This window comes from Sodalis sp. RH22, assembly GCF_047324165.1.
In the GTDB taxonomy this organism is placed as follows: Bacteria; Pseudomonadota; Gammaproteobacteria; order Enterobacterales; family Enterobacteriaceae; genus Acerihabitans.
On the sequence record NZ_CP178731.1, the window covers coordinates 5,478,728 to 5,504,364 of the forward strand.

23 protein-coding genes and 1 pseudogene are annotated in these 25,637 nt (G+C 56.7%); 13 read left to right on the top strand and 11 right to left on the bottom strand.

Features of this window, described 5'->3' with window-relative positions:
- Positions 1–206: 206 nt before the first annotated feature.
- From ACL2XN_RS24950 to amiA, 3 genes are all read right to left on the bottom strand, one after another.
- Positions 207–656 (bottom strand): YaiI/YqxD family protein, encoded by a 450-nt coding sequence (locus tag ACL2XN_RS24950; RefSeq protein ID WP_410014101.1) that lies wholly within the window; start codon positions 654–656, stop codon positions 207–209.
- Positions 656–1,576, bottom strand: a complete 921-nt coding sequence (gene hemF, locus ACL2XN_RS24955; protein WP_413729684.1) for an oxygen-dependent coproporphyrinogen oxidase — start codon at positions 1,574–1,576, stop codon at positions 656–658. Before hemF ends, ACL2XN_RS24950 begins: the two co-directional genes overlap by 1 nt.
- Before the next feature lie 103 nt (positions 1,577–1,679).
- Positions 1,680–2,555 (bottom strand): N-acetylmuramoyl-L-alanine amidase AmiA, encoded by an 876-nt coding sequence (gene amiA / locus ACL2XN_RS24960; RefSeq protein WP_413731024.1) that lies wholly within the window; start codon positions 2,553–2,555, stop codon positions 1,680–1,682.
- A gap of 243 nt (positions 2,556–2,798) precedes the next feature.
- Between amiA and ACL2XN_RS24965 the strand changes: the two genes are divergently transcribed.
- Positions 2,799–3,224, top strand: coding sequence for a GNAT family acetyltransferase (locus tag ACL2XN_RS24965; protein WP_410014104.1), 426 nt, complete (start codon positions 2,799–2,801; stop codon positions 3,222–3,224).
- Between the two features lie 43 nt (positions 3,225–3,267).
- On the opposite strand, the gene ACL2XN_RS24970 is transcribed toward ACL2XN_RS24965, so the two are convergent.
- Positions 3,268–3,663, bottom strand: coding sequence for a YgiW/YdeI family stress tolerance OB fold protein (locus tag ACL2XN_RS24970; RefSeq protein WP_410014105.1), 396 nt, complete (start codon positions 3,661–3,663; stop codon positions 3,268–3,270).
- Between the two features lie 299 nt (positions 3,664–3,962).
- Here ACL2XN_RS24970 and ACL2XN_RS24975 point away from each other — a divergent pair, with 299 nt between their 5' ends.
- The 8 genes from ACL2XN_RS24975 (at position 3,963) to ACL2XN_RS25010 (ending at position 11,676) form a co-directional block, all read left to right on the top strand.
- A complete protein-coding gene (locus ACL2XN_RS24975; protein WP_410014106.1) occupies positions 3,963–4,547 on the top strand; it encodes an RpoE-regulated lipoprotein in 585 nt (194 codons plus the stop codon).
- A gap of 249 nt (positions 4,548–4,796) precedes the next feature.
- On the top strand, positions 4,797–5,819 hold the full coding sequence (locus tag ACL2XN_RS24980) for a sulfate ABC transporter substrate-binding protein (protein ID WP_413729686.1): 1,023 nt from the start codon (positions 4,797–4,799) through the stop codon (positions 5,817–5,819).
- The gene (gene cysT / locus ACL2XN_RS24985) at positions 5,819–6,652 is read left to right on the top strand and encodes a sulfate/thiosulfate ABC transporter permease CysT (RefSeq protein WP_410014108.1); all 834 of its coding nucleotides are present in this window, start codon (positions 5,819–5,821) and stop codon (positions 6,650–6,652) included. The genes ACL2XN_RS24980 and cysT overlap by 1 nt, the downstream gene beginning before the upstream one ends.
- A complete protein-coding gene (gene cysW, locus ACL2XN_RS24990) occupies positions 6,652–7,518 on the top strand; it encodes a sulfate/thiosulfate ABC transporter permease CysW (RefSeq protein WP_410014109.1) in 867 nt (288 codons plus the stop codon). Before cysT ends, cysW begins: the two co-directional genes overlap by 1 nt.
- Positions 7,518–8,609 carry a sulfate/thiosulfate ABC transporter ATP-binding protein CysA gene (gene cysA, locus ACL2XN_RS24995; RefSeq protein WP_410014110.1) on the top strand — a complete coding sequence of 364 codons (1,092 nt, stop codon included), beginning with the start codon at positions 7,518–7,520 and terminating at the stop codon, positions 8,607–8,609. Before cysW ends, cysA begins: the two co-directional genes overlap by 1 nt.
- Before the next feature lie 72 nt (positions 8,610–8,681).
- Entirely contained in the window at positions 8,682–9,569 is an 888-nt protein-coding gene (cysM, locus tag ACL2XN_RS25000; RefSeq protein WP_413723384.1) for a cysteine synthase CysM, read from the top strand.
- 110 nt (positions 9,570–9,679) lie between these two features.
- Positions 9,680–10,360 (top strand): response regulator transcription factor, encoded by a 681-nt coding sequence (locus ACL2XN_RS25005; RefSeq protein WP_410014112.1) that lies wholly within the window; start codon positions 9,680–9,682, stop codon positions 10,358–10,360.
- A complete protein-coding gene (locus tag ACL2XN_RS25010; RefSeq protein ID WP_410014113.1) occupies positions 10,360–11,676 on the top strand; it encodes an ATP-binding protein in 1,317 nt (438 codons plus the stop codon). The genes ACL2XN_RS25005 and ACL2XN_RS25010 overlap by 1 nt, the downstream gene beginning before the upstream one ends.
- A 1,461-nt stretch (positions 11,677–13,137) precedes the next feature.
- Here ACL2XN_RS25010 and crr read toward each other — a convergent pair.
- The 5 genes from crr to cysZ form a co-directional block, all read right to left on the bottom strand.
- Entirely contained in the window at positions 13,138–13,647 is a 510-nt protein-coding gene (crr, locus tag ACL2XN_RS25015; protein WP_162368143.1) for a PTS glucose transporter subunit IIA, read from the bottom strand.
- Positions 13,648–13,688: 41 nt separating this feature from the next.
- Complete coding sequence (gene ptsI, locus ACL2XN_RS25020; RefSeq protein WP_410014114.1) at positions 13,689–15,416, bottom strand: phosphoenolpyruvate-protein phosphotransferase PtsI; 1,728 nt, start codon at positions 15,414–15,416, stop codon at positions 13,689–13,691.
- A 53-nt stretch (positions 15,417–15,469) separates the two neighbouring features.
- Positions 15,470–15,727 carry a phosphocarrier protein Hpr gene (ptsH, locus tag ACL2XN_RS25025; protein WP_162368145.1) on the bottom strand — a complete coding sequence of 86 codons (258 nt, stop codon included), beginning with the start codon at positions 15,725–15,727 and terminating at the stop codon, positions 15,470–15,472.
- A 414-nt stretch (positions 15,728–16,141) separates the two neighbouring features.
- The gene (cysK, locus tag ACL2XN_RS25030; RefSeq protein ID WP_413729688.1) at positions 16,142–17,110 is read right to left on the bottom strand and encodes a cysteine synthase A; all 969 of its coding nucleotides are present in this window, start codon (positions 17,108–17,110) and stop codon (positions 16,142–16,144) included.
- Positions 17,111–17,253: 143 nt separating this feature from the next.
- On the bottom strand, positions 17,254–18,018 hold the full coding sequence (gene cysZ / locus ACL2XN_RS25035; RefSeq protein WP_413729689.1) for a sulfate transporter CysZ: 765 nt from the start codon (positions 18,016–18,018) through the stop codon (positions 17,254–17,256).
- A 228-nt stretch (positions 18,019–18,246) separates the two neighbouring features.
- On the opposite strand from cysZ, the gene zipA reads away from it, so the two are divergent.
- From zipA to ACL2XN_RS25050, 3 genes are all read left to right on the top strand, one after another.
- Positions 18,247–19,251, top strand: a complete 1,005-nt coding sequence (gene zipA, locus ACL2XN_RS25040; protein ID WP_413729690.1) for a cell division protein ZipA — start codon at positions 18,247–18,249, stop codon at positions 19,249–19,251.
- A 68-nt stretch (positions 19,252–19,319) separates the two neighbouring features.
- A complete protein-coding gene (ligA, locus tag ACL2XN_RS25045) occupies positions 19,320–21,344 on the top strand; it encodes an NAD-dependent DNA ligase LigA (RefSeq protein ID WP_413729691.1) in 2,025 nt (674 codons plus the stop codon).
- Positions 21,345–21,373: 29 nt separating this feature from the next.
- Positions 21,374–21,592, top strand: coding sequence for a DUF3820 family protein (locus ACL2XN_RS25050; RefSeq protein WP_331120350.1), 219 nt, complete (start codon positions 21,374–21,376; stop codon positions 21,590–21,592).
- Positions 21,593–22,172: 580 nt separating this feature from the next.
- Here ACL2XN_RS25050 and ACL2XN_RS25055 read toward each other — a convergent pair.
- Positions 22,173–23,495: a transglutaminase-like domain-containing protein gene (locus ACL2XN_RS25055; RefSeq protein ID WP_413723379.1), complete on the bottom strand. Its 1,323-nt coding sequence runs from the start codon at positions 23,493–23,495 to the stop codon at positions 22,173–22,175.
- 520 nt (positions 23,496–24,015) lie between these two features.
- Here ACL2XN_RS25055 and ACL2XN_RS25060 point away from each other — a divergent pair.
- Positions 24,016–24,554, top strand: a pseudogene (locus ACL2XN_RS25060) (IS630 family transposase); the annotation flags it as partial.
- Positions 24,555–24,702: 148 nt separating this feature from the next.
- On the opposite strand, the gene ACL2XN_RS25065 reads toward ACL2XN_RS25060, so the two are convergent.
- Entirely contained in the window at positions 24,703–25,635 is a 933-nt protein-coding gene (locus ACL2XN_RS25065) for a putative B6 ABC transporter permease subunit 1 (protein WP_413729692.1), read from the bottom strand.
- Positions 25,636–25,637: the final 2 nt, after the last annotated feature.

A 25,637-nucleotide genomic window follows, 5' to 3' on the forward strand; every position in this document is an offset into this window, starting at 1 on the left:
AGAAAATAATACATCTGATCTAAGTTACAGTTAACCTAAGGATAACACTGCCTCAACAAGACGCAGAATGAAATGCGCTTTTTCTGATTATTATAATGGACAAAAACGATGGCGGCCCCGCGGCAAGCGGGGCCCGGGCGCCGAATAAAAAGCGGCGGCCCGTCCGCCGCCGGCGCCGCCGTGTGCCGGGTGAAACCGCGGCGTCGTCAGCCTTTGGCCTGCTGCAGCCACTTATCCAGCTCGCGGGCGAATTCCTGGCGTTCGCGCTGGCTGAGCGGCGGCGGCCCGCCGGTCTGGATGCCGCTGGAGCGCAGGGTATCCATAAAATCCCGCATGGTCAGCCGTTCGCGAATCGTCTCGGGCCGGTACATCTCGCCGCGCGGGTTGAGCGCCACCGCGCCTTTTTCCAGCACTTCCGCCGCCAGGGGAATATCGGCGGTGATCACCAGATCGCCCGGGCCGACGCGGCGGACGATTTCATTATCCGCCACGTCAAAGCCGGCGCCGACGCGCAGGGTGCGGATAAAGGGCGAGGGCGGCACCGCCAGGGTCTGGTTGGCTACCAGCGTCACCATGACCGACAAACGTTGCGCGGCGCGGAATAAAATCTCCTTGATGACCTTGGGGCAGGCATCGGCGTCAACCCATATCGCCATTAACGTTCTCCTTGGGACAGCCAGTCGCGCACCGGCAGAAAGTCGCGGTACAGCGCCGCCTCCGGGCTGTCCGGCTGCGGTTGATAATCATATTCCCACCGCACCTGCGGCGGCAGCGACATCAGAATGGATTCCGTGCGCCCGCCCGAATGCAGCCCGAACTGCGTACCGCGATCCCAGACCAGGTTGAACTCGACGTAGCGCCCGCGGCGATAGAGCTGAAACTGGCGTTCCCGCTCTCCCCACGGCAAAACCTTGCGCCGGCGGACTATCGGCAGGTAGGCGTCCAGGTAGCCTTCGCCCACCGCACGGGTAAAGGCATAGGCCCGCTCGAAATCCGGCGTGTTGAGATCATCGAAAAACAGCCCGCCGATGCCGCGCGCCTCGTTGCGGTGTTTCAGGAAGAAGTAGTCGTCACACCAGCTTTTGTAGCGGGAATACACATCGTCGCCAAACGGACGGCAGAGGTCATGGGCGGTCTGGTGCCAGTGCACCGCATCTTCCTGGAAACCATAAAACGGCGTGAGATCGAAGCCGCCGCCAAACCACCACACCGGATCGGCGCCGGGTTTTTCGGCGATAAAAAAACGCACGTTGGCATGGCTTGTGGGAACGTAGGGGTTGTGCGGATGGACCACCAGCGACACGCCCAGTGCCTGAAAGCTCCGCCCGGCCAGTTCGGGGCGGTGCGCGCTCGCGGAGGCGGGCAGGCGCGCGCCCTCCACGTGGGAAAAATTGACTCCCGCCTGTTCATATACCCGGCCCTGGCGCAGGACCCGGGTGCGCCCGCCGCCGCCCTCGTCGCGCGTCCACAGGTCTTCCCTGAAGGCGCCGCCGTCTTCCGCGGCTAGGGCATGGCAGATTCTGTCCTGCAGATCCAGCAGGAAGCCTTTGATATGTCCAATATCAGGTGAAGTCATGTCGCAAGCCCTGGTTGATTGCGCGCGGGGTTAAGGCCGCGCGGAGATATAGGCCATGCAGTATAACCTCGCCGGCTGCCGTGACCAACCGCCGCAACGCCCCTTAGGGGCGGGTGGCGCCGCCCGCATGCCGCTCATGGGCGTCGAAATAGGCGAAAAAGTCCACGATGCCGCTGCTGATGGCCGAGGCGATACGATCCTGAAACGCCGCGGTTTCCAGCAACTGCTCCTCCCGATGGTTGGTGATAAAGGAGGTTTCCACCAGCACCGACGGGATCGAGGCGGATTTCAGCACCGCGAACGCCGCCTGCTCGGTATGCTGGCTGTGCAGCTGATGCACCGGCCGGATATGGTTAAGCAGGTGGCGGCCCAGCGTCAGGCTGTTTTTAATCGTATCGGTCTGCACCAGATCAAACAACACCTGCTGCAGATAATTATCCTGCTGCCGGTATTTGCCTCCCGCCATGTCATCGGCGGCGTTTTCCTTTTGCGACAGATATCCGGCCATGGCGCTGCTGGCGCCGCGATTAGACAGGGCGAATACCGACGCGCCGGCGGCGTCCGGGCTGGTAAACCCGTCGGCGTGGATGGAAACAAACAGATCCGCCCGGTGCTCATGGGCCAGCTCGACCCGCCGGAACAAGGGAATAAATTCGTCCTGCTCGCGGGTCAGCCGGGTCTGGATATGGCCGTGCCGCGCCAGGTTGTCGCGCACCTTGTTGGCAATCGCCAGCACCACATGCTTCTCCTTGGCGCCCTGGTGGCCAATGGCGCCGGGATCGATGCCGCCATGGCCGGGATCAATCATCACGCAGTGCGGACCGCCGGCGGGCCTGGGCGCGCCCGGGCTTGCGGGCAGCAGCGCGCCGGCGGCAAAGCCCGGCCGGGCGGTCAACGAGGCCAGCGCCAGGCACGACAGCAGCATTTGGCGGCGGGATTGCAGAATATTCAGGGGGGCGGAGGGTATGACTTTTTTCATGACCATAGATAAAACAGACCGGATGCTGAGGGTTGGCGGCAAATGTTAGGGTATAACATAAGAATCTCCCGCGATCGATGGCGGAACTATGTCCATCTATTACCTGCCGGCGCGCGGGAAAAACCGTTATGAGGTTAATAAGCAAGAAATAGCGCTCCCGGCGACGATGTTATTTGCCTTCAGGGTAAATAACGCGATAATCAGGCTATTAGGTTTATTTGCTTGAGATTACGGCGGTCAGCTATGGAAATCCGTGTATTTCGTCAAGACGATTTCGAGGAAGTGATTACGCTTTGGGAACGTTGCGATTTGCTGCGTCCCTGGAACGATCCGGAAATGGATATCGAGCGCAAAATGCAGTGCGGCGCCGACCTGTTTATGGTGGCCGAGGTGGCGGGGGAAGTGGTCGGCTCGATTATGGGCGGGTACGACGGCCATCGCGGCTCGGCCTATTATCTTGGCGTACACCCCGATTACCGCGGCCGGGGCATTGCCAACGCGCTGATAAGCCGTCTGGAGAAAAAGCTTATCGCGCGCGGTTGTCCGAAGATCCATCTGATGGTGCGCGAAGACAACGAGGCGGTGATCGGCATGTATGAAAAGCTGGAATACGAACTTATCGAGAGCGTGACCCTGGGCAAGCGGCTGATCGAGGATCAGGAGTACTAGCGCGGCGGGGGAAGGGCCGGTGGTCGTGCCGGCCCCGGCCGGCTTATTGCTTCAGGAGATGTTCCACGTCCACGTTTACGCCGTGGCGGTCCTTATCCAGCTTACCGCTGATGACCAGTAAATCCTTGGGAGAGACATCCTGCCCGTTCCATTTATCATTATCGATTTCCACCTCGATACTGCCGGTATGGTCGCGAAACAGGTATTTATCCCCGCCAAGCTTTTTCTCGATATTGCCCTGCAGGGTGACCCAGGCATTGTCTTTCATCCCCTTGGCCTGCTTTATGGTGACCTGCTTGGCATCGGCGGAGCCTCTGAAGCCGCTTTGCTGTTTGTCGGGGGGCGGGGGCGGCTCGTCGCCGTGAAAACCGCCGTTTTGCGCCAGTGCCGGCAGGCTGCATAATAGGATAAGCGCGGCAATTGTCGCTTTTTTCATCATCAATAGTTCTCCTTTTAAATCGGCCCATGCCGCCGTAACCGGTGGAATGGGCAGGGTAGAATCCCGATTATTTATTTATACAATGAAAACCTAAGCATGGCACATGGCGCTTGATTTGCGAGCCCGCCGTCATTACGGGGCCGGTAAACAGACATTAACGCACCCTATAATCCGTTATCCGCCGGAATGTTCCCGTGTTAGAAACGGGGTTTGTCAAAAAATCCGATAAATGGCACTTTACGTCGCTTGCGGTATCCAATACCGCAAACGCTTGCCGGAATCTTTGTTAAGGAGTTTACATGAAGCAGTTGCGCCCGTTGATTATCGGGCTTCCCATTTTGTTGGCGGGCTGTTCGACCCTGTCCAATTTCTCCTGGTCCAGCCTGTCGCCGTTTAACTGGTTCGGCAGCAGCGCCACTGTCGGCGATACCGGCGTCGGTAATGTTACCGCCGCCACGCCGCTGGAACATGAGGCGCTGGATAAGGCGCTGAACGGCAATTATCGTTTGCGCGGCGGCATGGAGACGCGCAGCGGCGGTATCGTCGCCTTTTATCAGGCGTTAAAAGACGATCGGGTAAAAATGACGTTTTACGGTCCGCAGGCGGGGAAGGTTGAACGCGTGGAAGTGACGGACAGCGACATCGCCAGCGCCTGGGGCGTAAAAATCGGCACGCCCTTCAGCAGCCTGTACGACAAAGCCTTCGGCGCCTGCGCGCGCGGCGCAGGCGAGGATCAGGTGGTGTGCGCCGCGCCGCAGAGCCGCCATGTGAGCTATGTTTTTTCCGGTACCTGGCATGGTCCGGATGAGCTGATGCCGGCGGACGACACGTTAAAAAGCTGGCGGGTCAGCAAAATAGTCTGGCACGCCAACAGCGCCGGTTAAGCCGTTTCCCGCCGGCGGCGCGCATGACATGCCGGCGCGGCTCACCGCCGCAGCCGGCGTTTTTTTACCCTGGTTTCCAGCCTTAACGGCCGCCGTCGGCGGCGTTTTACGCACCATGAGGGTGCTTATAGCTTTTCATGCTCTTAAAGCAGAAAAAGGTATAAAAAACCGTTACAGGTTATAGGGCCGTTATAAATAAACTGTATCACCATAAGGCAGGTTTTATAACGTATGAACCAAAGGTAAAGAATGAATCAAACGCTGATTTCAAGCCGTGCAGTCAAAGGTTGTATCGCGGCGGTATTGCTGGCTTGCGGTCCGGCGCACTCGACTGAATTGCTGAACAGCTCCTATGATGTGTCGCGCGAGCTGTTTGCGGCCCTGAACCCGGCGTTCGAGCAGCAGTGGCAAACGCAGCATCCCGGCGACACGCTGACCATTAAACAATCCCACGCCGGCTCCTCCAAACAGGCGCTGGCGATTTTGCAGGGCCTGAAAGCGGACGTGGTCACCTACAACCAGGTCACCGACGTGCAGATCCTGCACGACCGTGGCGATTTAATCCCGGCGGACTGGCAAAGCCGGCTGCCCAACAACAGCTCGCCGTTTTATTCCACCATGGCGTTCCTGGTACGCAAGGGCAATCCCAAAAATATCCATGGCTGGAACGATCTGGTGCGCGACGACGTGAAGCTGGTGTTCCCCAACCCGAAAACCTCCGGCAACGGGCGTTATACCTATCTGGGCGCCTGGGGCGCCGCCAGCCTTGCGGACGGCGGCGACGAGGCGAAGACCCGCGCCTGGATGCAGAAATTCATCGCCAATGTCGAGGTTTTCGACACCGGCGGCCGCGGCGCCACCACCACCTTTGCCGAACGGGGCCAGGGAGACGTGCTGATCTCCTTTGAATCGGAAGTGAATAATATCCGTAACCAGTACGGCACCGACAACTATGAGGTCATCGTGCCCGCGGTGAATATCCTGGCGGAATTCCCGGTGGCCTGGGTGGATAAAAACGTCGAGAAAAACGGCACCCTCGAGGCGGCGAAAGCCTACCTGAATTACCTTTACAGCCCGGCGGCGCAGCAGGTCATCGCCAACTTCTATTACCGGGTCAATAATGACGCCATCATGACGGCGGCGAAGGATAAATTTCCGGCAATCACGCTGTTTCGGGTCGAGGACCAGTTCGGCGGCTGGCCGCAGGTCATGACCACCCATTTCGGCAATGGCGGCGAGCTGGATAAATTAATCGCGGCGGGACATCGTTGATGTTGGCCCTGCAAAGCAAACGCGTGCTGCCCGGTTTCGGCTTGAGCCTGGGCAGCAGTCTGCTGTTTGTCTGCCTGATTTTATTATTGCCGCTGAGCGCGCTGGTGATGCAGCTCGCGCAGATGAGCTGGCAGCAGTATTGGGAGGTGATCACCAGCCCGCAGCTGCTGGCGGCCTATAAGGTCACGCTGCTGTCGGCGGGCGTCGCCTCGCTGTTTAACGCCGCGTTCGGCATGCTGATGGCCTGGATCCTGACGCGCTATGATTTTCCCGGCCGCCGGCTGCTGGACGGATTGATGGATTTGCCCTTTGCCCTGCCCACGGCGGTGGCGGGCCTGACCCTGGCGACGCTGTTTTCCACCACCGGCTTCTACGGCGCCTGGCTGGCGCACTTCGGCATCAAGGTATCCTATACCTGGCTGGGCATTACCGTGGCGATGGCCTTTACCAGCATTCCGTTCGTGGTGCGCACGGTGCAGCCAGTGCTTGAGGAACTGGGCCCGGAATATGAGGAGGCGGCCCAAACTCTGGGCGCCAGCCGCTGGCAGTCGTTTCGCCGGGTGGTATTGCCGGAGGTGGCCCCGGCGCTGCTGGCCGGCGCCGCGCTGTCGTTTACCCGCAGCCTGGGCGAGTTCGGCGCGGTGATTTTTATCGCCGGCAATATCGCCTGGAAAACCGAGGTCACCTCGCTGATGATTTTTATCCGGCTGCAGGAGTTCGATTATCCCGCCGCCAGCGCCATCGCCTCGGTGATCCTGGCGGCGTCGCTGCTGCTGCTGTTCGCTATTAACGTCTTGCAATCGCGCTTCGGCAGGCGCCTGGGAGGTCACTGATGGCTGATATCTCCGCCTTTAACGGCGCGGAACGCGTGCGCACCGACTGGCTGAAATGGCTGTTAATCGGCACCGGCATGGTGATTTCACTGCTGTTTTTGGTGATCCCGATGGGCTACATTTTCGTCACCGCGCTGGCGGATGGCCTGGCGCCGGTTTGGCGCAACCTGAACGATTCGGACATGCTGCACGCCATCTGGCTGACGGTGCTGGTGGCGCTGATCGCCGTGCCGGTCAACGTGGTGTTCGGTACGCTGATGGCCTGGCTGGTGACCCGGTTTAACTTCCGCGGCCGGCAGCTACTGCTGACGCTGATGGATGTGCCGTTTGCGGTATCGCCGGTAGTGGCCGGCCTGCTGTATCTGCTGTTCTACGGATCCAACGGCCCGCTGGCCGGCTGGCTGGACACCCATAATATCCAGCTGATGTTTGCCTGGCCGGGCATGGTGCTGGTCACGGTGTTTGTCACGTGTCCGTTCGTGGTGCGCGAGCTGGTGCCGGTGATGCTAAGCCAGGGCAGCGACGAGGATGAGGCGGCGATTTTGCTCGGCGCCTCCGGCTGGCAGATGTTCCGCCGGGTGACGTTGCCCAATATCCGCTGGGCGTTATTGTACGGCGTCATCCTCACCAATGCGCGCACCATCGGCGAATTCGGCGCGGTGTCGGTGGTTTCCGGCTCGATTCGCGGCGAGACCTATACCTTACCGTTGCAGGTTGAATTGTTGCATCAGGATTACAACACCGTGGGCGCCTTTACCGCCGCCGCGCTGCTGACGCTGATGGCTATCGTTACATTATTCCTGAAGAGCGGTTTGCAGTGGCGCCTGGCGCGCCAGCAGGCGCATCTTCGGCAGGGGGAGCAGTGATGAGTATCGAAATCGACAATATCAGCAAATATTTCGACAGCACCAAGGTGCTGAACAATATCTCCCTTGATATTCCCACCGGCGAGATGGTGGCGCTGCTGGGACCGTCCGGTTCCGGCAAGACCACCCTGCTGCGCATTATCGCCGGTCTTGAGCACCATAACAGCGGCCATCTGCGTTTTGGCGGGCAGGATGTCAGCCAGCGTCATGCCCGCGATCGCCATGTTGGTTTCGTGTTCCAGCACTATGCGCTGTTTCGCCATATGACCGTGGCCGACAATATCGCCTTCGGCCTGACGGTATTGCCCAGGCGCGCGCGTCCCTCCGCCGCCGCCATCAAGCAGAAGGTGGCGCAACTGCTGGAGATGGTGCAGCTTGGCCACCTGGCCAACCGCTTCCCCTCGCAGCTTTCCGGCGGACAGAAACAGCGGGTGGCGCTGGCGCGCGCCCTGGCGGTGGAACCTGAAATCCTGCTGCTCGACGAGCCCTTCGGCGCGCTGGATGCCCAGGTGCGCAAAGAACTGCGCCGCTGGCTGCGCCAGCTGCATGAAGAGCTGAAATTCACCAGCGTGTTTGTTACCCACGACCAGGAAGAAGCCATGGAAGTGGCCGACCGCGTGGTGGTGATGAGCCAGGGCAATATTGAGCAGGTCGGCACGCCGCAGGACGTCTGGCGCGAGCCGGCCACCCGTTTTGTGCTGGAGTTCATGGGCGAGGTAAACCGGCTGGATGGCGAAATCCGCGGGTCGCAGTTGTATATCGGCCAGTATCATTGGCCGCTGTACTATGCGCCCATCCACCAGGGCCACGTGGATCTGTTCCTGCGTCCCTGGGAAATGGAGATCGCCGACCAGCCCAGCGATCGTTGTCCGCTGCCGGTGCAGGTCATTGATATCAGCCCGCGCGGGCATTATTGGCAACTGCTGGTCCAGCCCGTCGGCTGGCACCAGGAGCCCCTGAGCGTGGTATTGCCCGGCGCGGGCGTGACGCCGCCGCGGCGCGGCGAGCGGTATTACCTCGGGGCGCAGAACGCCCGCCTGTATGTGGGCGATAAGGCGTTGCAACCCGTTGCTTTCGCTGAAAGCGCTTGATAAGTTCTTTACCTTACCCCTTCTCGCAACAGGCGGCCCGGCGGCCGCCTGTTTTATTATTGGAATAGCGACGTGACAACCCTTGAACAATGCATAGGCAATACCCCGTTGGTAACATTAAGCCGTATGGGGGCGGGGACCGGCAGCGAGATCCGGGTTAAGCTGGAAGGCAATAACCCGGCCGGCTCGGTCAAGGATCGCGCGGCGCTGGCGATGATAGCCCAGGCGGAGCGGCGAGGCGAAATCGCGCCGGGCGATAGGCTTATCGAAGCCACCAGCGGCAATACCGGCATTGCGCTGGCGATGATCGCCGCCATGAAGGGCTACCGGCTGCGGCTGCTGATGCCGGAGAATATGAGCATGGAGCGGCAGGCGGCGATGCGCGCCTATGGCGCCGAACTGGTGCTGGTGAGCCGGGAGGAGGGGATGGAAGGCGCGCGCGACCGGGCGCAGGATATGGCGCGCTCAGGCGAGGGCAAGGTGCTCGACCAGTTTAATAATCCTGATAATACGTATGCCCACTTTTCCACCACCGGCCCGGAAATCTGGCGGCAAACCGCGGGCGGCATCACCCACTTTGTCTCGGCCATGGGCACCACCGGCACCATCACCGGCGTCGGCCAGTACCTGAAAAACCAGAACGGCGGCGTGCGCGTTATCGGGCTGCAGCCCGCCGAAGGCAGCGCTATCCCCGGCATACGCCGCTGGCCGCAGGCCTATCTGCCAGGCATATTCCGCCCGGAGGTGGTTGATGTGATCATGGATATCCACCAGCGGGAAGCCGAGGATACCATGCGTCAGCTGGCGCGCGAGGAGGGCATTTTCTGCGGCGTCAGCTCCGGCGGCGCGGTGGCCGGCGCGCTGCGCATTGCCCGCGAGGCGCCTGGCAGTCTGGTCGTGGCGATTATCTGCGATCGCGGCGACCGTTATCTTTCCACCGGCGTGTTTGACGCGGTCTGAACGACTTACCTGATTAGCGGTCTGCATAAGGGGATAATTCGCCTGCCCGGCGCGGTTTTATGCCATGCTTAGGCCTGATGAAGAGAGATGCCGCTGTTATGGAGAAAAACATGAAGATTTTGCTGGTTGACGACGATCAGGAACTGGGCAAGATGCTCAGTGAATACCTGTCCGCTGAAGGATTTACCACGTCGTTGGCCCTGACCGGAAAGGAAGGCGTCATCGGCGCGTTGTCCGGCGACTATACCGCCATGGTGCTGGATATCATGCTGCCGGATATGAGCGGTACCGATGTGCTGCGCCAGGTGCGCAAAAGCAGCCGTATCCCGATTATCATGCTTACCGCCAAAGGCGATAATATCGACCGGGTGATCGGGCTGGAAATGGGCGCCGACGACTATATGCCCAAACCCTGTTATCCACGCGAACTGGTGGCGCGGCTGCGCGCCGTGATGCGCCGGTTTGACGAGCAGCGCAGTGAACCGCCGGAATCGGGGGCGGTACGCTATGGCGAACTGACGCTCAACCCCGCCACCCGCTCCAGCCAGTGGCAGGGGGTGGCCTTTGACCTCACCGCCTCGGAGTTTAATTTACTGGAATTGCTGATGCGCACGCCGGATCGCGTGGTTTCGAAGGACGACCTGTCGGAAAAGGGATTGGGCCGTCGCCGCGAGGCCTACGATCGCAGCGTCGATGTCCATATCAGCAATATTCGCCAGAAATTATCCGTTTTGCCCGGCAGTAATCTGAGTATTGAAACCGTGCGCAGCATCGGTTACCGGATTCGCTAATGGCCAACCGGGGTCGTTTGTTCTGGAAGATACTGCTGGGATTCTGGCTGATTTTCCTGTTGATCACCCAACTGCTCTGGGTGGTGTTCTCCCTTTACGGCAGCCATCACGAGCCGCCCGAGGAAAATATCGCCCGCCGTATCGCCAACCTGCAGCTTGACTCCGCCGCGTCCGTACTGGCCAGCGGCGGGACACCGGCGTTCGAGGCCCTGCGCGCGGCATGGACGAGCACCGATCGGCAGTTCTTCTCCTTTGTCGCCGACGTCGCCGATCCGGTCGCGGACGATACCACCCGCTTCGGACCGCCCGACATCATCAGCCGGCGGGTTACCGCCGCCGACGGACGGCATTACCTGCTCAGTTACGATCTTCTCGGGCTGCGCCATGACGCGCACCAGGGACGCCGCGGCAGCATTTTGCATATGCCAAGCCCGTTGTTCTGGCTGGGCCTGACGGGCGGGCTGCTGTTCAGCATGCTGCTGGCCTGGAACCTGACCCGGCCGATGCTGATGCTGCGCAGGGCGTTTGAACGGGTATCCCGCGGCGACTTAAGCGTGCGCCTGCTGCCGGTGATGCGTCGGCGCCACGACGAAATTACCGACGTGGCCAAGGATTTCGACGCCATGGCTGAACGGTTGCAGGTGCTGGTCAGCGATCGCGAGGCGTTGCTGCATGATGTTTCCCATGAGCTGCGCTCGCCGCTGGCGCGCCTGCAGCTGGCCATCGGCCTGGCGCACCAGAATCCGAATAATGTTTCCGCATCCCTGGATCGCATCGAACATGAGGCGGGCCGTCTGGACCGGATGATTGGCGAGCTGCTGGCGCTCACCCGCGCCGAGCACCAGGGGTCTGCCGGCGAAGACTATTTTGATCTGTACGGGCTGGTGGAGGCGGTGGTCAACGACGCACGCTACGAGGCGCAGGTGCCCGGGGTGGAAATCGCGCTGAGCGCCGCCCAGCCGGAAGACTATACCGTGAAAGGCAATGCGGAAATGATGCGGCGCGCGGTGGAAAATATCGTGCGCAACGCCGTGCGTTTTTCCACCCACGGGCAACGCGTCAGCGTGACGCTGTCCCGGGTGGAGACTCAACTGGATATTACCGTTGCCGATCAGGGGCCGGGCGTGGAGGAGAGCAAGCTCTCGAGTATTTTCGACCCTTTCGTGCGCGTCAATTCGCCCTTGAACGGCAAGGGCTACGGCCTGGGCCTGGCCATCGCCCGCAAGGCGGTGCTGGCGCACGGCGGGCAGGTGGAAGCGTTTAACGGCGCCAGCGGCGGCCTGGTCATCCGTATCCGTATTCCTCACTGGGCCTGAACCCTGCGCGTGTTTAAGGGTGCAGATGGCGTAGCGTCGGGCCCGTTTTTTAGTCAACTGCGGGACAGGATTGCGGGTGAGGTTTATGTTGCCGTAGTGAGGGTTTCGCTGACGCTTGCGGGTGAGGTTTATGTTGCCGCGGCGAGGGCTTGCGGGTGAGATTTATGTTGCCGCGGAGAGGGTTTCGCTTGCCGTGCGTGAGGTGTTCATAGGTATTGCCGGGCGCCGGCAAGCGACAAAGAGGCCGTACCGCGACGGCCTCCTTGACCTCCGCGCGTCCGGCAGATCGTGCGCCGCTGCGCGGTGCCCGGCATCACCCATCCCGGCTTTTGGACCGCCCGATATGCGCTCCCGGCGCAATCCGGGCTTTCGCCGCTCCCGGCGGCTCATCCAGCCGTGATGCGCGCCGCCGGCGCACTCTATGCCGGCACCACGTCAACACCATCGCCTGTGAGTAAAATAGCGTTTTTGGGTTTCTTGCGGCATGCACTTACCGGGAAAAATATCAGTATCCATTTTGGCCCAGAGTCTACCCGCTGATGGCCGAAAGTGTAATGCTTACTGTTAAAGCTTAAAGTTGAATGATAAACACTTTACTGCCTAACTGCCTAACTGCCTAACTGCCTAACTGCCTAACTGCCTAACTGCCTAACTGCATGACTGCATGACTGCATGACTGCAAAGAGCATGCCTGTATGACCTGTCTTTTGCTCTACCAACTGCATCTATAACGGTCAATCGTCTGCCGACGCCAGACCCTATCCCAGGCAACAGCGTCGCGATCGCTTCATAGGCTGCAGGCGAACAGCGACATGTGGACCGGCATAAAGCGCGCTGACGGCGCCAGTGGCCCCGGCATGAGCCGCCGGGAGCGGCGAAAGGCCCGGTTGCGCCGGGAGCGCTAACCGGGCCGGTGCATAACGGGGACATGGGCGGCGGAAGGCATCGCGCAGCGACGCGCGACCTGCCGGGCGCGCGGAGGTCAAGGAGGCCGTCGCGGTACGGCCTCTTTGTCGCTTGCCGGCGCCCGGCATTGCATATATCCACCGCACGCACGGCAAGCGAAACCCACGCCGCAGCAACATAAACCTTACCGCAGCGGCATAACTCACACCGCAGCGGCATAACCCACGCCGCAGCAACATAAACCTTACCGCAGCGACATAAACCTTACCGCCGCGGCATAACCCTCGCCGCAACGGCATAACCCTCGCCGCAGCGGCATAACCCTCGCCGCAGCGGCATAACCCTTATCGCTGCGACATTCACTTGCACAGAACCTAATATCGCCAGACCACCTCAGTCCCATGGTGCGACGGACCCCATGATCACCGGCCGCAATACAGACGTGTTAAAGGCAAATCATGGCAACACCGGGTTCAGCAAAGAGAAACGGCACCCGCTGGGGTGCCGTTTGCGCCGGACGATAACACATCCTGGCTGGGACTGGGTTGCCTGGTATTATTTCTTTATACGAATAATGGGTGTTTCGCCTACAACAACACTGCCGGTCAGCTTAATCAGTTCCTTGATCTCATCCATATTGGAGATCACGACCGGAGTCAAGGTGGATTTGGCTTTCTCTTCCAATAACGGCAGATCAAACTCAATCACGACGTCGCCTTTCTTGACGCGCTGACCTTCCTGTGCGATACGCTTAAAGCCTTCGCCCTTCAGCTCGACGGTATCGATGCCGAAATGGACAAAAAGCTCGATCCCGCTATCGGATTCGATGGAAAAAGCATGGTTGGTTTCAAAAATTTTCCCAATGGTGCCGTCAACCGGTGCCACCATTTTGTTACCGCTGGGCTTAATGGCAATGCCGTCGCCCACGATCTTTTCGGCAAAAACGACATCAGGCACATCTTCAATGTTAACAATTTCACCTGAAAGGGGTGCAACTATTTCTATGCTTCCCATGTCTTTCTTATCATCGGAAACCAGAGATTTCAGTTTATCGAACAAACCCATGATCTTCTCCTAAGCATTTATAGCGGGTCAGCGTCGTGAAATCAGCAGAGCGTTTTTTCTTCAATGAATTTGTTTATCAGATTCATCAACTCGTCCGCGGTCGGTTGAGCTAAAGCTTCCTCTGCTAACGCCTTTGCATCGCCAAAATTCGTATTACGAATAATTTTCTTGATGCGCGGGATAGAGATAGCACTCATGCTGAATTCATCCAGTCCCATCCCTAATAACAGTAGTGTAGCACGTTCATCACCTGCCAGCTCGCCACACATACCAGTCCATTTACCTTCCGCGTGAGATGCGTCAATAACCTGTTTAATCAGCGTCAACACCGCCGGTGACATGGGGTTGTAGAGATGCGAAATTAACTCGTTACCGCGATCCACCGCCAGAGTATACTGAGTTAAATCGTTTGTCCCAATACTAAAGAAATCAACTTCTTTCGCCAGATGATGGGCAATGGTCGCGGCGGCCGGTGTTTCCACCATCACGCCCACTTCGATAGACTCGTCGAAGGATTTCCCTTCCTCGCGCAACTGGGCTTTCAGCAGGTCCAGCTCCACCTTCAGTTCGCGCACTTCTTCCACCGAGATAATCATCGGGTACATGATGCGCAGCTTGCCGAAGGACGACGCCCGCAGAATGGCGCGCAGCTGCGCGTGCAGCATTTCCTTGCGATCCAGGCCGATGCGGATGGCGCGCCAGCCCAGGAACGGATTGTCTTCTTTCGGCAGGTTCATATAAGGCAAATCTTTATCGCCGCCGATATCCATGGTGCGCACGATAATGGAACCGGTGCTGAGGGATTCCGCCACGGCTTTATAGGCCTGGAACTGTTCTTCCTCGGTCGGCAGGGAGTCGCGATCCATAAACAGGAACTCGGTGCGATACAGGCCCACGCCTTCGGCGCCGTTGCGCTCGGCGCCCGCGACGTCGCGCACCGTGCCGATATTGGCGCACACTTCGACCTGATGGCCGTCAAGGGTAATGGCCGGCAGGTCCTTCAGCTTGGCCAGCTCGGTCTTTTCCAGCACGTACTGGCTGTGCAGCGCCTTGAGTTCTTCGATTTGCTGCGGCGTCGGATTGACATACACCTGGTTGTTGACGGCATCAAGAATCAGATAATCGCCATTAACCACGCTTTTAGTGACGTTGCCGGTGCCCACGATGGCCGGCAGTTCCAGGGAACGGGCCATAATGGACGTATGGGAGGTGCGCCCGCCCAGATCGGTGACAAACCCCAGCACCTTGTCAAGATTGAGCTGCGCCGTCTCTGAGGGCGTCAGATCGGTTGCCACCAGCACCACTTCTTCGGCGATGGCGCTTAAATCGATGATGGGCATGCCGAGAATGTTGCGCAGCAGCCGCTTGCCGATATCGCGCACGTCAGTGGCGCGTTCCTTCAGATATTCGTCGTCAAGCTCTTCCAGCGCCTTGGCCTGGGTCTCGATAACGTTGTAAACGGCGGCGTCCGCCGTCGCCAGGTCTTCTTTGATAAGGGCTATGATATCCTGCTCAAGCTCTTCGTCTTCCAATAACATGATATGGCCTTCGAAGATTGCTTCCTTTTCTTCACCGAAGGTTTCGCCAGCTTTGGTTTTGATCGCTTCCAGCTGCGCGGATGCTTTGGTACGTCCAGCCAGAAAACGCTCGATTTCCTGCTCAACCTGGTTGGCAGAAATCTTTTTCCGGTTGATGACGATGTCATCTTCCTTTAGTAAGAGCGCTTTACCAAAGGCGATGCCCGGTGATGCTAAAATGCCTGAAATCATAACCCTACCTTACTCACTCGTGACTCGCGTTAACGTAAAAAAACGGGCCTGGATTACTCAAGCTCTGCCATCAGTTTAACCAGATGTTCCACAGCTTTTTGCTCGTCTTCCCCTTCGGCGATAATGGCGACCACGGTACCCTGGGTCAGGCCCAGCGTTTGCAGTTTGAACAGGCTTTTTGCGCTGGCGCTTTTACCGTTGGAGCTTACGGTGATATCGGAAACGAAGCCTTTGGCTTCCTTGACAAACTGAGCGGCAGGGCGGGTATGCAGACCATTAGGTGCGGTAATCGTGACTTCTTGCTGGAACATTATGTTTCCCCAACTTATTAGATGATATCAGTGTTGTGGGGCTAAAGTTTAGCTTAAAACATGGACTTTAGCCTATATGGTTAGTGCCTGAGTATGTTACAAAGACAAAGATGTATGCGAGCAAAAAACGGTATAAAAGCATTTCTGGCTAACGCTTATGAAAGCTGTGATACGCCGTTGTGCCATTTACCATTATGCCGCTTTTGCGCCAAAATCCATAGGGCGTTAATCGATTCAGCTAGCAGAACAATTAATAGCCTGATTAATTTCATACATCGAAATAATTGTCTGCTTAAATACAAGACAGAGCCAACAAAATCAATTATGCAGGGGGCAAAAATTTGATCTACTCCACAAAAAAGCACCCGGCAGGGTGCTTTTTGGGGTAGAAGCGCACATAAGCGACGATGGATTTTACTGCTGCAACTCTTTTTCGGTAAACACATCGGCAAACAGCGCGGTGCTGAGATAACGCTCGCCGGAAGAGGGCAGTACCACGACAATGGTCTTGTCGGCGAAGGCCGCGTCTTCCTGTAATTTCAGCGCGGCGGCAACCGCGGCGCCGGAGGAAATGCCGGCGAGAATGCCTTCTTCTTCCATCAGGCGGCGGGCGGTGGCGATGGCCTCGTCGTTGGTGATCTTCACCACGCGGTCAATCAGGCTCAAATCCAGGTTTTCCGGGATAAAACCGGCGCCGATGCCCTGAATTTTATGTGGGCCGGGCTTGATTTCTTCACCGGCCAGCGCCTGGGTGATCACCGGCGAGTCCGTGGGTTCAACCGCCACCGAAATAACCGCTTTTCCCTTGGTCTTTTTCAGATAACGGCTCACCCCGGTCAGGGTGCCGCCGGTGCCGACGCCGGCGATGAAGACGTCGACATCGCCATCGGTATCTTCCCAGATTTCCGGGCCGGTGGTCTGTTCATGGATGGCCGGGTTGGCCGGATTGCTGAACTGTTGCAGCATCAGGTAACGCTTGGGATCGGTGGCCACGATCTCTTCCGCCTTGGCGATGGCGCCCTTCATGCCTTTCGGCCCTTCGGTGAGCACCAGGCTGGCGCCCAACGCCTTGAGCAGCTTACGGCGTTCGGTGCTCATGGTTTCCGGCATGGTCAGGGTCAGCTTGTAGCCCCGCGCCGCCGCGACATAGGCCAGGGCGATGCCGGTGTTGCCGCTGGTGGGTTCCACCAGTTCAACGCCGGGTGTGAGCACGCCGCGTTTTTCCGCGTCCCAAATCATATTGGCGCCGATGCGGCATTTCACGCTGAAGCTTGGATTACGGGATTCCACTTTCGCCAGAATACGACCATTGCCGATGCGGTTTAAGCGGACAAGGGGCGTATGGCCGATGGTGTAGGAATTGTCTTCGTAAATGTTGCTCATGACCGGTCCTTTACTGTAAGTGCAAATTAGGGGAATGATAACCAAAGCATACCCTTTCGCATGGCCGACGGAAGTAAAAGAATAGTATATCGATATGTTATTAAGACATAAGTTTTAAGAACGTACCGCCGGGGGGCGGGCCATTACCTCATAGGCACCGGCGCCGCGAAATCGGTACGATACCTGTCGACCCACATCGCCGTGGCGCCGCATACCGCCACCGGCATAATCACCAGATTAAGCAAGGGGATTACGGTACAAATATAGACCAGGGCACCGAACTGCAGGTTCTGGGCTTTGTGTCGCGCCAATGCGCGGCGCATGGCGATAAAAGGCACTTTGTGATTATCGAAGGGATAATCGCTGTACTGGATGGCCATCATCCAGGCGCCGAACAAAAACCACAGCACCGGCGCCACGGTCTGGCCGAAGGCCGGTATCAGGTGCAGCGCCAGCAGCGCCAGCGCCCGCGGCAAGTAGTACGCCAGTTTAAGCCATTCGCGGTGCAGGATGCGCGGCGTATCCCGGACCATGGCCATGACCCCGCTGTCGGGCAGGGTATGACCGGTGAGACGCGCTTCCAGCTGTTCGGCGAGCAAACCGCAGAACGGCGCGGCAATCCAGTTGGCGACGGTGCTGAAAAAATAGCTGAATATCAGCAGCACCGCCAGGACGCACAGCGGCCATAACAAATAGCCCAGCCATTGCATCCAGGCGGGGATATGTTCCATCAGCCTGGGGATCCAGATATTCAGACGTGTGTACAGCCACCAGAACGCGCCGCCGAGCAGCACGATATTCATGATAAGCGGCAGTACAACGTAGCGTTTGATGCCCGGCAGCATGATTAAATGCCAGCCGCGGACAAAATAATGGCAACCGCTGCGGGATTTTGTATCGTTAAACATTTTTTTCGACCATTTTTTATACGGAGAAAAAGGAAAACGGACGCATCGGCTACGCCAGTATTTTGTCGTTTTAGCACTTTTGGTTGAAAAAACAGCAAAAAACTGTGCTGATGCTATCTTTATTGTCAGAAAGTACCGCGCGGACTTGCACTTGTCTACGCAGGCAAATAGAGTTAACAGAGTAAATGTTTGCCGCCGTGGCAATGAATTAGAACAACTGAGATGGCAATGATGCAGGATTTGCGTCTGATATTAATCGTTGTTGGTGCGATCGCTATCATAGCGTTGCTCTTGCACGGCCTGTGGACCAGCCGTAAAGAACGCTCATCGGTTTTCCGCGATCGCCCGGTTAAACGACTGAAACAAGACCGACAGGATCAGGACGAGCCTCCGCTGGAAGAGCGTGATGAAGGTGTGGGCGAAGTCAGGGTAACCAAGGTCCGTGCCGACGACGAGCCCGCGTTTGGGCGCTATGACACGCAGGAACCCGAGATTCGCGTCCCGGGAGGACATGCGCGTGGACCGCGTTCGCAGCAGGAACCGGGTTTCGGCAATAAGTCCGCAACCCATGCGCGCAATAACTTCGATCCCCTGCTCGATGATGTCGACGCCGACAGCGAGGCGGAAGAAGCGGAAGACGAGCTCGCGCCGCCCGCTCCGGCGCCGCGGATGAAGACCTCATTTTTCAAAAAACGCCAGCAGGCCGTGTTGCCGGACGAGCCGCCTCCGGCTCCCGCGCCGTCCCGTCCCCGTGAGGAAACGCGCGGCGACGCGCCAAGGGACGCCGACCCTCAGCCGGCCAAGCGCCGGGAGACCGTGCTGGTCCTGCACGTCGCGGCCCACAACGGCACCGTCATCGGTGGCGAGGAACTGCTGCAAAGCGTGCTGCAGGCCGGCTTCCAGTTTGGCGAAATGAATATCTTCCATCGTCACCTGAATCCCGCGGGCAGCGGCCCGGTGCTGTTCAGCCTGGCGAACATGGTCAAACCCGGATCCTTTGATCCCGAGGAAATGGCGGCCTTCACCACCCCGGGCGTCTCTATGTTTATGATGGTACCCTCCTATGGCGACGCGCATCAGAATTTCAAACTGATGCTGCAATCGGCGCAGCGTATCGCGGACGATTGCGGCGGCGTGGTGCTGGATGATGAACGCCGGATGTTAACGCCCCAGAAGCTGGATATCTACAAGGCGCGCATTCGCGACGTGCTTGATGTTAACGCCAGCGCCTGACGCCAACGGCTGTTGCGCCTGATTTTCACGCCCCCCGCTTGCGGGGGGTTTTTCGCTGATGGTGAGCAATGGAACCAATCAATCAACAAATAGACGCCCTGCGCGCCCTGCTGCGCCGTTATGAATATTTTTATCATGTGATGGATGAGCCGCAGGTGCCGGATGCCGAATACGATCGGCTGATGGCGCAGCTGCGCGAGCTGGAAGCGCAGCATCCTGAACTGCTTACCGCGGATTCCCCCACCCAGCGCGTCGGCGGCGCGCCGCTGACCGTCTTTCACCAGATTCGCCATGAAGTGCCGATGCTGTCGCTGGATAACGTGTTTGACGAAGACGGTTTTCTGGCGTTTGACAAGCGGGTGCGCGATCGCCTGAGAAGCGACGACGACCTGGTATTCTGCTGCGAGCTGAAGCTCGACGGCCTGGCGGTCAGCCTGCTGTATGAAGACGGCCGGCTGGTACGCGCCGCCACCCGCGGCGACGGCACCACCGGCGAAGACATCACCGCCAACGTGCGCACCATCCGCACCATCCCCCTGCGGCTCCAGGACGGCGACGGACCCCATCCCCAACGGCTGGAAATCCGCGGCGAAGTGTTTATGTCCGAGGCCGGTTTCCAGCGGCTGAACGACGACGCCAAACGCGAGGGCGGCAAAGTGTTCGCCAATCCGCGCAACGCCGCCGCCGGCTCGCTGCGTCAATTGGATCCGGCCATCACCGCCAAACGGCCGCTGACCTTTTTCGCTTACGGCGTCGGCCTGCTGGAAGGCGGCGAGCTGCCCGCCAGCCATTGGCAACGCTTGCAGCTGTTTAAATCCTGGGGCGTGCCGGTCAGCAACCGTATTAGGTTGTGTACCGGCGCCGAACAGGTGCTGGAATTCTATCGCCATGTCCAGGAACAGCGCGCCAGCCTGGGCTTTGATATCGACGGCGTGGTGATCAAGGTCGATTCCCTGGCGCTGCAGCAGCGGCTGGGTTTTGTCGCCCGCGCGCCGCGCTGGGCCATCGCCTATAAATTTCCGGCGCAGGAGCAGATGACGCGGGTGCGGGACGTCGAGTTCCAGGTGGGCCGTACCGGGGCGGTAACGCCGGTGGCCCGTCTGGAGCCGGTGCTGGTGTCGGGCGCCATGGTCAGCAACGCCACCTTGCACAATGCCGATGAAATCGAGCGACTGGGGTTGAAAATCGGCGATACGGTGATTATCCGCCGCGCCGGCGACGTGATCCCCCAGGTGGTGGGCGTGGTGCTGGAGCGACGCCCCGGCGATGCCCGGCCGATCGTCTTTCCCACCCATTGCCCGGTGTGCGGCTCCGACGTCGAGCGGGTGGAAGGCGAAGCCGTGGTGCGCTGTACCGCCGGCCTGGTCTGCGGCGCCCAGCGCAAAGAGGCGCTGAAGCATTTTGTGTCGCGCCGGGCGCTGGATGTGGACGGCATGGGCGATAAAATCATCGATCAGCTGGTCGAGCGCGAGCTGGTCAAGACGCCCGCCGATCTGTTCCGCCTGAATAAGGACATCCTGGCCCGTCTTGATCGCATGGGGCCGAAGTCGGCGCAAAATCTGCTGACGGCCCTGGAGACCGCCAAACAAACCACATTCGCGCGATTTCTGTATGCCCTGGGCATTCGCGAAGTGGGGGAGGCCACCGCCGCCAACCTGGCGGCGGAATTCAAAACCCTGGATGCGCTGTACGCCGCCGATATTGACGCGCTGGTGAGCGTGCAGGATATTGGTAAAGTGGTGGCCGCCCATGTGCGCAACTTTTTTGACGAGCAGCACAACCTGGATGTTATCGCCGAGCTGGTCAGCCCCGCCATCGGCATCCACTGGCCGGAGCCGGTGGCGGCGCCCGCCGAAGACAATAACCCGTTCGCCGGCAAGACCATCGTGCTGACCGGCTCGTTAACCGGGCTTTCCCGCGACGAGGCCAAGGACCGCCTGGTGGCCCTTGGCGCCAAGGTCAGCGGCAGCGTGTCGGCCAAGACCAATCTGGTGATTGCGGGCGAGGCGGCCGGTTCCAAGCTGACCAAGGCGCAGCAGCTCAATATTCCGGTAATAGATGAGGCGGAAATGATGCGCCTGCTGGGCGAGTGACACCGATCCCGGCCCAAGAGGAGTCAATCATGGAGAAAGAAGATCTGGTGGCCATCGCCAATACCGAAATGCCGTTCGGCAAATATCAGGGGCGGGCGCTTATCGATCTGCCCGAGCCTTATCTGCTGTGGTTTGCCCGTAAAGGTGAATTCCCCCAGGGCCGGCTGGGGGAACTGATGTCGATTACGCTCGCCATTAAAATCGAGGGGCTTGAGGGGCTTATCAAGCCGCTTAAGCAAAAAAAATGAACTAATATCGTCGAGAATACAAAATATGCCTTAAGTTAGAGTAATTATTTGGGGACTATATTTATAACATTTGTGTATTGTTGACACCTGAGCTGCGCCAAGGCTATTTTTAAGGTGTATTTTCGCACTAAAGCTCAGCATAGCTGATTCTGATACATTTCAATCAAAGTATTTTTAGTGAAATTTACTGATTCCAAAGGCGATTGAGGCGCCGCGGCAATAAACGGTCTGGTTCCGGTCTTTTTATATCATCCAGCAGTTCTCATTTACGCCGACCTCGCGCCGACATACTCCACCGGTTATGAAAACGGGAAGCCCATTTTCCGAAGGGAGGCACGGTCAAGCAAAAGTGTCGTGGTATGAGGATCACCTATTTAGGTGAATGAACCAGGTAGAATACCCGGCTCATGTTGAAAACAGCGGCAGTGTCAAATTTTGGGGTTCAGTACATCTTAGGCACTTCTTACCGTCGAGCGGCTTCAAAATTCCTCATTATTGCTAATGGATGTAGGGTTACGTAAAACTACGCATTAAGCTTTATAATCAATGCGTTGAATAATGCTTTACAATTAAGAAATTTTTAACCCGCTGCTTTTTTATCAAACCCTTTATTTTTCAATTTATCTTCTAGATAATTTATGAAGGCGGAGCCAACAACTTGACGCCCCAGGTTTAATTTCATTTTGCGTACTAACTTGAATTTAGAAATATCTTCTGGTGTCATCAATAGGTCAACAGGCGTTATACTATTTTGACTCATGTGAATAGTTCCAGCTTCCCCGTTTAAAATAAATTTACCACTTTTGTTCCAGGCGGCAATTTTATTCTTCAGAGCTGATATAAAATTTATTTCTTTACATATTATATTAGCCCAAGGATCGAGTATGTAATATTCATTGTTTATTTTAACACCACATGCTACGTGATTAGAATATTTATTTTTTTCAAAACTAATAAACTCTGGACATAAATGATAACTTTCACAAAAGGCATAAGTTATTCTTGCCATTTCGCCGCAATTCCCAACTTGATGGTCGACTGAAAATTTGATATATTCTTCAAGAAATCCAGTATTAGGATATTCACGGCATAATCCTAAGAGTCTTATCGTTTCGATGTGTTCATCCCAGCGAACTTTTATATCATCGTTGGTCTTTATCTTATTACTCGACTTGAAACGGCTACCCTTGAAAAAATACCGAGTTTTTTTTAATATGCCGTTAAGGAGTTTTAATTTATCATCAGACGTCACTACATTTGCTAAAGCTGCTGTCTTATCAACTTCAATTTTCTCTAAGACAACGACCAATTTCTCCGCGAATCCAGTTCTTATAATCCCAGCCGCAATAATCTTAATTAAGTCATGTGAGTAATCGTAAAACCCATAAACCTTACCTTCAGCATTAACTGAGAGATTCACAACTGCACCATTTTTGAATGCAAAACGAATCTTATCATACTTAACATCGAAAAAGGCGCGGCAGTGGTTAAATTCAACACATTCACCTTCCGTAGTTAATGTCTCAGCATAGCGAGAATTAATTACATCGATTAAAGACTCAGATAAATTGTCAAGGCTAATGAATTTCTTGTTCATTATAAATGATATGTAATCATTAGTTCTATTATTTTTAGGAGACACTACATGGTTTGATTGATTATATTTAAAGGGAGTTGTAAGAGTGTTTAATAATACTTTATTCGTAAATAATTCGCAAAATTTTAGATTTCCCACTGCTTTTTCGTCAAAAATCAGCTTTGTATTAACAGCAAAATTTCCCGCTTTTTTTAAACCTTGTAGGGGATTTGGCAAGAAGGAAGCGTCATCGTAAAACCTACGACATCCATATGAGGGCTTAGTGTTTATTGAGCTCGGTGAGTTGAATGTTAACGTAGTTTGCATGGGTTCTCCTGTGATCGTCTTAAAATTTTTTACACAACTTAATATTATTTACCTTAGGCCAGATAAATTAGAGGGTGCTCCAATTTTTCAGCACCATAAGTTAATATTAGCCAATGCAACAAGCATTAACTAGTAATAAATTATTTTCCCGCGTTGATTGAATAATAATTGCACACATCTTCTCCTTATCACATCTGTTGAACATTATGTGTTGGATTATGACGAAATACATTTTAATGATCCTTTAATGCCCTTCTGCCTACTACCTCACCTTTCTCTTTCACCCTATAAACAGGTTCATATTAATGATGCATGTTTCAAATTTCTTTAAGGTACGATTAGTGCAATCATTCAATTAGGCGTGTTCTCCAGAAATTAATAGCAAGCTTATGTGATATTGAGTGTTTGTCACATTAATTTTCACCAATGAACATATCCACCGATGACTTGTCCGAGAATGATGGAGGTGATATTAGAAAATATTTAATTCAAAATATACATAGCCATAATATTTATCCTGTCGTCGCTGACGCGTTGGATTAATTGGTTCACGCTTTATGGCCCGGAAGGTCTAAAACCATAGCCCCGGGACATGGGCGACGCTGGCCGTTTGAGTATATCTGCGCACTATTGAGTTAGCTTGTTAAACACTCGCCGGTAGATTTTGGCTATCAGCGCTCACGCTGGAGCACAAAGTTATTGGCAATCAAAATCAATGAGATAACAGGTTGTCGTTTACATGCTTCAACGGTGAGACATTGGCTTCCCGCTGCCGGGCTGGTGTGGCGAAGGGCAGCGCCAACGCTGAGCATTCGTGACCCACATAAAGAAGATAAAGTGGCCGCTGTTGCTGAAGAGCTTGCCCCGTGCAGTCATGAAAATCCAGTGTTTTACGAGGACGAGGTGGGGATCCATCTTAACCCAAAAATCGGTGCCGACTGGCAGCTACGCGGTCAGCAAAAACGCATTGTCACGCCCGGACAGAACGAAAAATATTATCTGGCCGGTGCATTGCACAGCGGGACGGGCAAAGTCAGTTACGTCGGCGGGAGCAATAAATGAAAACAGTAAGCCCATTTCCCGCAGGGAAGCACGGCCAAGCAAAAATGTAGCGGTATTAGGATCATCTATTTAGTGCTCTAACAATTTATCGATAGTCCCATTTAGTTGTACGGCTTTCATATCTTTATAAGTAGATTTAACGCCCTTAGCGTTCACCCCGGATATAGGCCGTTCCCAGGGCGTCGGGCAAGCTGGCGCGCCGGCCGAATGCGACCAGCACCACCATCACCGCCATAAACGGCAGCATCTGGATCACATCGGTGGGCATATCCACCCCCAGCACTTGCAGGGCGGTGGTCAACGACAGGCAGGCGCCGAACAGCAATGCTCCCCCCAGTACCCACAGCGGCCTGCCGCGCGCCAGCATCGCCAGCACAATGCCGATAAAGCCGTTGCCCTGGGTCATGAAGGGCACAAAAATACCGGCGCCGACCTGCGACATAAAGGCGCCGCCAAGCCCCGCCAGCGCGCCCGTCACCAGTACCGCCAGCGTGCGTGTCCACAAAACGCTTACCCCGGCGGCGTCGAGGGCGGCGGGCTTGTCGCCGGCGGCCTGCAGATACAGGCCAAGGTTGGTATGGCGATAGACCGCGGCAAACAGCGCCACGCACCCCACCGCCAGATAGACAACCAGCGGCTGGTTGAACAAGATGCGCCCGATAAAGGGTATGCCGGACAGCAGCGGCAGCGCCACGCTGTCGATTCCGCCCAGGCGGGGGTAGGTGCGGCTGAATTGCAGGTAGTGCAACAGCGCGGTGGCGCCCTGCGCGCCGAGCGTCAGCGCGATGCCGATGACGATCTGGTTAAGGCGCAGCCAGACGCACAGCACGGCCATCAGCAGGCCGATGAGTATGCCGCCGGCAGCGCCGCCCACTAGCCCCAGGCCCATGGACTGGGTCTGCCAGGCGGTATAAAAACCCAGGTAGGCGCCGGTGAGCATCATGCCCTCCAGTCCGATATTCAAAACGCCGGCCTTTTCCGATAACTGTTCGCCCAGGCCGGTCAACAACAACGGTACGCCGGCGATAATCGCCCCCAGCAGCAGGGACGAGAGAAAACCTTGCGTCAGTAAATCCATAT